An 8,122-nucleotide genomic window follows, 5' to 3' on the forward strand; every position below is an offset into this window, starting at 1 on the left:
TACGTCGCCGAGGAGGATGCGCATTACTGGGTTTTCCAGGTGCCCGAGAAGGCCAACGCACCAAGGGAGGAGCGGCCATGACCACGATACCGCAAATCTCGCTAGCGAAGCTGGCAGCCGATGCAAAACGACGCCAAGATCGCGAGGGGTTACTATGCCCTGCCAAGGAGCTCGGGTTCTTCACCTGGTTGAGCACGGCAGCCCGAAAGAACGCATCGCACAAGCAATCCAGGCTTCCTGACAGTTCTTCACGGGCCAGTTAAACAAAAGAAAACTGCCCAAAATCGCTGTGCCAACTCCCATTGTCAAACAAAGGTGTACTCATGTCTAAGGATCTCGTGGTCAGACTGGACGACAAACTTCGCGCTAAGCGAGAAAGCTTTGACAAGATCCCCCTGGTTGATATAGCGCCGCTTCTTGATGGCAGCAACAAACAGGTGGTGGCCAAGGAGATACGTTGGGCCTTGTCGAACACTGGGTTCATGTATGTGAAGAACCACGGTATTGCTCAGGATTTTGTGGATTCGGTATTCGATGTGAGCCGCCGGTTCTTTGATCTGCCCATGTCGCACAAGATGACATTGCATGTTAGCAAATCCGATGTGGCCCTTCGCGGATACATTGAGCCGTTCGGGGAGAACACCGATCCGGGTAAAACGAAAGATCTGAAGGAGTGCTTTGACTTCGGACCTGAACGTCCGACGCTGGAAGGTCCGTTCTTTGGCCCCAACCAGTGGCCCTCAAGTCTGCCCGAGTTTCGGGAACTGACATACGGATACCATCAAAAGATGGTGGACCTCGCGAAAAAACTCTTGCAGGGCATTGCGCTCAGTCTGGACCTGTCGGAAAGCTATTTCGAGAACCTCACGCGCAACCCCATCAGCATTCAGCGCCTGCTTCACTACCCGCCGCAGAGTGGCTGTGTTGGCGAAGAGATCATCGGTATTGGCGCTCACACGGATTACGGCAATCTGACCATCCTGGCGCAGGACGACGTGGGTGGTCTTCAGGTCATGAACCGATATGGCGATTGGGTCGAGGGCATTCCGGTCCACGGCACATTCGTAATCAATATTGGCGATCTGATTCAGCGGCTCACGAACGATCTATACCTGGCGAACATGCACCGCGTGGTGAATACCTCGGGACGCGAGCGATACTCGATCCCATTCTTTATCGACGCTGATTTCAATGCGATCATCGAACCATTGCCCTCATGTGTTACGGACAGCAACCCGCTTCGCTACAAGCCGGTGACTTGCGGTGAGCACAAATTCGGGCGTTTCGCAGCAAGTTACGCTCACTTGGCCAATGCCGGATGAGTGCGGACAGGCACTTACTCCCGCGACACTGCCTGCCGCGCATCATTGCGGAGAGCTACAATGTCAAGATACATTGGCGAGCCACTTCGCAAACGGGCGGGCTTTCGAAAGTCGCCCGCCGAATGCATTTCAGATAAAGCGCCATGGGTGAAGGAATACTGTCAGGCACAGCGACGGTGGCGGCTCGGTCGTCGACAAAGCTCAGAGCCTTCGAGCGCAAGCGACAGTCAAGGAAGCTGTGTCCCGAGCATCTGCCGCGCGAACGCATGGTCATTGCCACTCCGTCGAACTGGCCATGTGATGTGACGCCGCGCGGCTTTGCTGGGCCGAACCTTTGGCGATGATCCTGTTTGAGAAGTTTGCCCAGCATTAGCCGTTGAACCTGCAGAGCGAGCGCTATCACCGCGCTGGCGGACCAGGTCGGGCCTGTGCCGCGCTTTTGAAGCCGGTGCACGCGCTGATCGAGGCGCATGGTGTTTGCTGCGAAGCGTCTGCATGGTGCGGCCCCCAACGTGCCGATCCTGGCGAGCGGCAAGGCCGGTCGCAGCTAGCCCTACGTCCGAGCTTCTCGCCCAATGGCGAACCGTTTCGCCGCTGACCTCCCGCGCTGACCACCTCGGCAGGGAAACGGTGGCGTGATGGGGGGCTTCTTCATACTCCTATACGGTGGCCGGATCCGACCTCGTCAGTGTGATGATCCCGCGCATGTCTATCCACAAACCTTGTGTCCGAAGCTGGACAAGAATGTCGGAAACCTGACGTAACGGTCGCCAGAACCGGCCGTCGGGTATGGGTGAGTGGTGCAACTAAAACGGTGCGCCAATTCGGCACGCAACTTGCTTGGGCCACACGGACGGCCGCAATCCGTCACGAAGGCCGGTGATGATTGATCAGTCTCTCTGCCGATCTGATTGGAGGGTTCAATGGACCATCGCTATTATGATCTCCCGTCCCTCACTGCCCTCGAGGTATTCGAGGCATCGGCACGCCATCTCTCGTTCAAGCTTGCGGCTTCCGAGCTTGACATGACGTCGGGAGAGATCCGTCGGCAGATCAAAGCCATTGAGGACGACCTTGGTGTTCCGCTGTTTGTAAGATCAGGAACCGGCTTGATGTTTACCAGCGATGGCAAAGACCTCTACACCGTGCTGGCAAGGAGTTTTTCCAAGGCGTCCCAGGTCGTCAGGACCATTAAACGCGGGGGTCGTTCGTGGAATGTCACGATTGCCTCTACCGATGCGTTCGCGTCGATGTGGCTGGTACTCCGCATGCCGCGCTTTTGGTCACGGCATGGTGATATCACGGTCGACCATGTGATTTCTGACAGTTCACGCGACCATCGGCGCGCGGAAGTCGAGCTGCGTATCCGCTATGACTTCGGCTCATGGCCTTACGAGAGAGCGGAACTGTTGTTTGGCGATCCTGTCTGCGATCCCGGCTTCGCCCAGGAGCACAGCGATGTGGCCGCCGAGTGCTTGCCCGAACTGCCACTCCTGCACGTTCAGTGGATCGAACCCGACTGGGCCGGCTGGGACGAGATCCTGCGCCGCGCCTGGATTCCCCGCGAGCCGCTTCGTGGCCATAGGTTCAGCAAGTTCTTCGTGGCTTTGCAAGCCGCCCAGGCTGATCAGGTCGTTGCGGTGGGCTGGCACCGGCTGGTGCGAACATCGGTCGAAGCGGGCAAGCTCGTCAGGAATACCGACCTCGAGCTGGACGCCCCGGGAGGATATTATCTGACCTGGAATGACAATCGGACCCTATCGCTGTGGGCCGAGCGGCTGCGCGAGTGGTTGCGGAAGATCTCGGCCGAAGAGCGGGACGCTCGAAGTTAGAACTCGTGCCGGCGCGCCTTTGCATGGTCCGAAGGCATAGTGGTGCGGTGATCGGCATCATGGGTCGGGATGACGTTCACTGGGCGTGGGTTCTTCAGAAATCTCGTTCGAATGGGAGCTTCGTGGCTCGCTGCTCATGCCGCCACGGATCAGGAAGAAATGCCACCGATGCACCGTACCGTACGTTCCGACTTAAGCGGTCCGCCGAAAATGACAGGGTTCGGCAGGCGGTCGAGAGCTTCTCGCTGCGATGTTCCGGGAGACCGCAAGGCGTTCCGGGTGAGACATCGCGATCGACAGGAATGGCCCCTTTCGAAACGTCGAGAGAGAAACTCGGGGCGGTGGACGCACGGCATTGCTGCGCGGATGGTCAGTCTGATGCGTGCCGGTATCCCGGGGATTGCGTGCAATCTCGCGCCTTACTCGAGCAGATCGAAAGGGAACAATCTGATCCGAGGATGTAAAATAGCGCCAAAGGTTGCCCCCGAGCCGGCCGCCTACAAGTTCATGACTGACTGGCAAAATTCATAACTTCGGTAAGTTCGTTTCCGGCGCCGATCATGTGTGGCCCGGCCCTTTGGTGGCAGGCAAATGCGTTACGGTTACGTGCTAATACCAACGGCCCTCACAAATGACCTCAATGTGCCCACTTCGGCATTCCGATTGAGGTGATTGCGTCGGGCTTTGCGGCAAGCCTTTCCCATGCGTCGTAGGCGGTGCCGATGATGTCGTCGATGTGTCGAAGACGCTGTTGGAGCGGAAGTTAGCGCGTAAATTTTGCCAGACCTGCTCGATCGGGAACACACCTTGATCCGGCGTGTCGAAGTAAGCGACGCCTCGGTCACCGGCACCTAGCCGGCGGACAGCTTGATCTGCGGCGATGAGAACGCGGCCTATGGCGATCAGGCCTACTACACCCATGCCAGGCATGATCGGCTCGCTGAGGCCAAGATCAAGGACCGGCTGATGCGGCGGCCCAACAAGCACGACCCCGAGCTGCCGGCGCGCCACGCAACCGGCCGACCGCCAAGGTGCGGGCGGCGGTCGGGCGTCCTTTCGCTGTGTTCAAGGGGCGCTACAGCATATGGCGCCTGTGCTTCTTCAACCTCGTCACCAACCGCACGTAGTGCATGCTGGCCGCCTGCGCCTACAATCTGCGGACCATGATCGGAGCCCTCCATCCGCCTGGCGGGAAGCCGGCATGAGGAGGGGTCTGCCCAAAATCCAGAGGATCGACCGCCTTAATCGGCAAATGCCTCGTCAAGTCGCCGAAAGCCGCTCCGCCGGCCTTCAAAAAAATCCCATTAATCCCATCGAACAGGACTGCGCTCCCCGTGAAAAGCCCTGAGTGCGGAAGAGGGGAGAAGCGAGCGGTCCAGTGGACGGTGGTGCGTCGCAGCGCGCCGGTGCTATTTCTAATTGATCAGGATGATCATCCGACGCGCAAGCGATAGGTAAGCTACGCTTCAATCCAAATTCACCCGTCGCCGAGCAATTCACCATTCTCGCCGTCCGCAGCGTACCGATTCTGCCATACGCCCCAGTACAGCCGCTTCCTTCAAAACCATGTCACTCATGCTGCATCCATGCGCGGCAACGGGGACCTCTTAACGTTTTGATCACGGCGGTGGACCGGAGCCCTGGAGGCGTTTCGGAAACTTGCGATGTTAAGGGAGGCCAGTTTGACCAGTGTCCATCGCGGCGGTCACGGGCTGTCCCGCGTTCATACGTTCAACATGATTGTGATAAGGCGGATGCTTCTCCTCAGCGGTGACATCGTGATCCCTTCTTTCGTGCTCGTGAGAGCCTACATGCTGTTCACGCGGCAGGGCGCCCAGCTTGGTACGTTGACCTCGCCGCCAATGCGATGCTGACGAATTTATTCCTGGTCGCGACCATTTAGCGCCGCTGCGCTGGCCTGAAGCCACAAGGCGGTTGTCGGTGGGTTTTTCCGGCCGTGCCTTCTTCTTCCAAACCGTACTCGCGGCCGCATTGACGGCGAAATCAATTGCCGCACCATTTATCCGAGTCTTTCTCGCGATCGCGGTCAAGATTCCGCCATTGCTCTCGGTCGAGAAATCGTGCGGCAGCTTGATCGAGAAGCCTGAACTTGCGTCCGGCGGGTCTCTTCGCGCCCCCACGCCTCAGCTCGACGACAATGCCGGTGGTCGCGGGTGACGGATAAGGCGCCGCGCAGCCGCCAGTCCTGCGCAGCCGGCAGCCGATGATCCGCCTATCGCAGCCGAGCCTGTCTTCAAAAGCCGGGCTCTCCTGCTCCGGCGGAAGAATGGCGTTCCACACCGACGTTTGAGGTCCTTCGGAAGGCGATCTTACCTTTATGGAAGACTTAGCTTGGCAGTGCGGCCACCATCCACGACAAAGATCTGGCCGGTGACGAATGAAGCCTCGTCGGAGGCGATCCATGCGACCATAGCCGCGACTTCCTCAACACGGCCGGTTCGACCCAACGGATGAATGGCACCCAGCCGCCCCCGCGCCTGCTCGGGCAAAGCGGCGACGAAATTGGCGTTGAGATCCGTATCGATCCAGCCAGGAGCCACGCCGTTGCAACGCACCCCGTCTGGCCCGCCATCGACCGCCACGGCACGCGTCAGGCCATGCAGCCCTGCCTTCGAGGCACAATAGGCCGCATGCCCGGGGTTGGACGCCAATCCCTCTATCGAGCCGATGTTAACGATGGCGCCGCGGCTTCTGCAAAGATGAGGCATGGCACGACGGATCAGCAGGAAAGGAGCATCAAGGTTGAGCGCCATTGTGCGTCGCCACTCGTCCAGCCCCGTCTCATCTACTTTGGCTTCAACCATGCGCCCGGCGTTGTTGACCAGGATATCGAGCCGGCCAGCCTGTTGAACGACATCGTCAATGATCACGGCCGGAACGTCGGGGTCGCAAAGGTCCGCGATTATTGTTTCTATACGGCCAGCACCCTCAAGCTGAACCGCAAAGACCCTGGCTCCCTCGCCGGCAAGCCTGTCGGCGATTGCCGCCCCAATGCCGCTGCTAGCGCCGGTCACGAGGGCGACCTTCCCGGCTAAGCGGCTCATGCCACAGCCTTTCCGCCGTTCACCTCGACAAGCGCGCCGCATATGTAACGCGCGGCATCGGACGCCAAGAAGAGGACAACATGAGCGATGTCTTCCGGTCGCGCGAGGCGAACAAGCGGTACCGAGTAGTCTAGGTCGGCCATCGCCGTATTCGGATCCAGCCCTCGTATGGCGAAGCCGGTGCGCAGCAACGGCGTGTCGACTTCGTTGTGGCAGACCGCGTGGACCCGGGCACCTTCTCCCGCGCGCTCGCGGCCCATCCACTGAGTCAGCGACGCGAGCGCTGCATTGCGCGGTGAAGTCGGCGTCGCCCTGAGCGACCGCAACATGGATAGTTGTGTTTCTGCCTCCGAAGGAATCGACGCCTTATAGCGCACCGCCTCGAGCGCTCGGTATGCGATACCAAGTACAAATTTCTGGGCTAGGGCGGACGGCTCTGTGGGCCTGATCTGACGGCCATGCGCAACATCGCACGAGGCCGCCTCCCGGGCTGCGCCCGGCGCGCCATTCGATGTCCGAAGTTTCAATTTGATTGGTGGAGCGAGCATCTGCATTGAATCCTCTTTTCTTGGGTGCCCGAACCTCCGCCTTGCCAGTATGAACTGGATCCGGTTCAAAGGCGTCGCGCAAAAGATTCTCCAGTCCGTCCGATGCAGGCGAAATGCCAGGGCAGCCGCGACCTGCCCTATAAGACCGGAGGGAGCATCGATTTGGTACCGGGCGCCGGATTCGTCCAACGCTTCGGAGGACCCCGATTTTGCAATATTCCGCAGGTGCACGACGCAGCTCGGGTGAAATACAAGTCGCGGCGTGACACCCAAAGGGGGAGCCCGGTTTGGTGGCAATCGCAGGCCCACAATAATCCGTCTCGTTCAAAAAGACCCTTGGCGAACAGCAAGCGTACCAACCCATTGAGCGCATTGCGCGATGCATTCTCCCAAAGCTGGGCGGCGCGCGCCTGAGTTTCGCCATTTGCCTGGAAAGGCATCCTCTCGTCCATTAGGCTTCCTCTGGCCAAGTGCTTGGCAATACGCCGGGCGCTTTCTGCCACCCGCCCCGGCAGCTCCTGCAGCCTGGCTACAAGGCTTCAAAAGTCATGCCAACTGAGCAGAAGGAGCATCAGAAAAAATTGTTCTGCAGATTATTCAAAGGTTTAGATGAGAGCGCATCAGCAACGAAGCCGAACTGCCATCGTCAAGAGCGCGACAAAGCCGACAGTGCGTCAGCGCCGGGCGTTTCCCGGAACTAATGGGCAAGCTTCCTACCGCGAGGGGAAGCGGAACCGCCCGTCATTCAAGCGCTGCGCCTTATTCCATGTCCGACCGCGGTTTCCATAACGAGTGGCCCATTCTGGCCGATCCATATTCCATATCAAAGCGTTCAGCCCTTCCGACAGCCCCTTTGAACTCGCGGGATTGGTTCCTACCTCTCCTAGATGGCTGAATCGTCAGGCGCTACTTTCCGTCTACAAAAGCAGGCTTCTGAATTTCTGCACAACACGTTCCGCAAGCAAACCCGCATGCCTCGTCCCCTCTGAGTCTCGAAAACCAGAGCCGCCGTCATACGGGGCATGCGCCCGCCGCCTTTTCCATTCCCAGACCGTTTCCCCGAACAGCCCTGCCGCACGCGGGGAGGAGAAAGGCGTCGCCTGCCGTTGTGGCTCCCCGACGTCAACGTATAGCGGTCTCAGGTGACTCCATCCGACATTCTGTCATTTTGTCGGGCCAGCGATACAGAGGCTTATTTAGCCAATTTCTCTTATTAACTCGGGCCAAATTGCTGAAAACATGCACTAAAAATTGTTTTCTTCGCCTCGTTCGGCCAATTGGCACGAGTTTTGAAACCCTCGTTGCGAGGCGGCAGCAGGTGCCGACCGGCGCGCCGCCGCTGACCATCTGCCCTA

At 59.0% G+C, this 8,122-nt stretch carries 5 protein-coding genes and 2 pseudogenes; 4 read left to right on the forward strand and 3 right to left on the reverse strand.

Annotated features, from left to right (window positions below):
- The first annotated feature begins 323 nt into the window (after positions 1-323).
- The 3 genes and pseudogenes from NKI64_RS31890 (at position 324) to NKI64_RS31900 (ending at position 3,154) form a co-directional block, all read left to right on the forward strand.
- Positions 324-1,322: an isopenicillin N synthase family dioxygenase gene (locus tag NKI64_RS31890; protein ID WP_352672051.1), complete on the forward strand. Its 999-nt coding sequence runs from the start codon at positions 324-326 to the stop codon at positions 1,320-1,322.
- A 170-nt stretch (positions 1,323-1,492) separates the two neighbouring features.
- A pseudogene (locus NKI64_RS31895) lies at positions 1,493-1,858 on the forward strand (IS66 family transposase); the annotation flags it as partial.
- A 387-nt stretch (positions 1,859-2,245) separates the two neighbouring features.
- Positions 2,246-3,154, forward strand: a complete 909-nt coding sequence (locus NKI64_RS31900; protein ID WP_352672053.1) for a LysR family transcriptional regulator — start codon at positions 2,246-2,248, stop codon at positions 3,152-3,154.
- A gap of 637 nt (positions 3,155-3,791) precedes the next feature.
- Here the strand turns inward: NKI64_RS31900 and NKI64_RS31905 are convergent.
- Positions 3,792-3,952: pseudogene (locus NKI64_RS31905) on the reverse strand (IS630 family transposase); the annotation flags it as partial.
- A gap of 1,143 nt (positions 3,953-5,095) precedes the next feature.
- Between NKI64_RS31905 and NKI64_RS31915 the strand changes: the two are divergent.
- Positions 5,096-5,332 (forward strand): hypothetical protein, encoded by a 237-nt coding sequence (locus NKI64_RS31915; RefSeq protein WP_352672055.1) that lies wholly within the window; start codon positions 5,096-5,098, stop codon positions 5,330-5,332.
- 158 nt (positions 5,333-5,490) lie between these two features.
- Here the strand turns inward: NKI64_RS31915 and NKI64_RS31920 are convergent, their stop codons facing one another.
- Together NKI64_RS31920 and NKI64_RS31925 are read right to left on the reverse strand one after the other, a co-directional pair.
- The gene (locus tag NKI64_RS31920) at positions 5,491-6,219 is read right to left on the reverse strand and encodes an SDR family NAD(P)-dependent oxidoreductase (RefSeq protein ID WP_352672057.1); all 729 of its coding nucleotides are present in this window, start codon (positions 6,217-6,219) and stop codon (positions 5,491-5,493) included.
- The gene (locus NKI64_RS31925; RefSeq protein WP_352672059.1) at positions 6,216-6,773 is read right to left on the reverse strand and encodes an SDR family oxidoreductase; all 558 of its coding nucleotides are present in this window, start codon (positions 6,771-6,773) and stop codon (positions 6,216-6,218) included. The genes NKI64_RS31920 and NKI64_RS31925 overlap by 4 nt, the downstream gene beginning before the upstream one ends.
- Positions 6,774-8,122: the final 1,349 nt, after the last annotated feature.

This window comes from Mesorhizobium sp. M0478 (assembly GCF_040321305.1).
GTDB lineage: Bacteria > Pseudomonadota > Alphaproteobacteria > Rhizobiales > Rhizobiaceae > Mesorhizobium.

Coding starts and splice junctions, on each gene's coding strand:
- NKI64_RS31890 (WP_352672051.1), top strand. CDS start 324: ATGTCTAAGGATCTCGTGGTCAGACTGGACGACAAACTTCGCGCTAAG.
- NKI64_RS31900 (WP_352672053.1), top strand. CDS start 2,246: ATGGACCATCGCTATTATGATCTCCCGTCCCTCACTGCCCTCGAGGTA.
- NKI64_RS31920 (WP_352672057.1), bottom strand. CDS start 6,219: ATGAGCCGCTTAGCCGGGAAGGTCGCCCTCGTGACCGGCGCTAGCAGC.
- NKI64_RS31925 (WP_352672059.1), bottom strand. CDS start 6,773: ATGCAGATGCTCGCTCCACCAATCAAATTGAAACTTCGGACATCGAAT.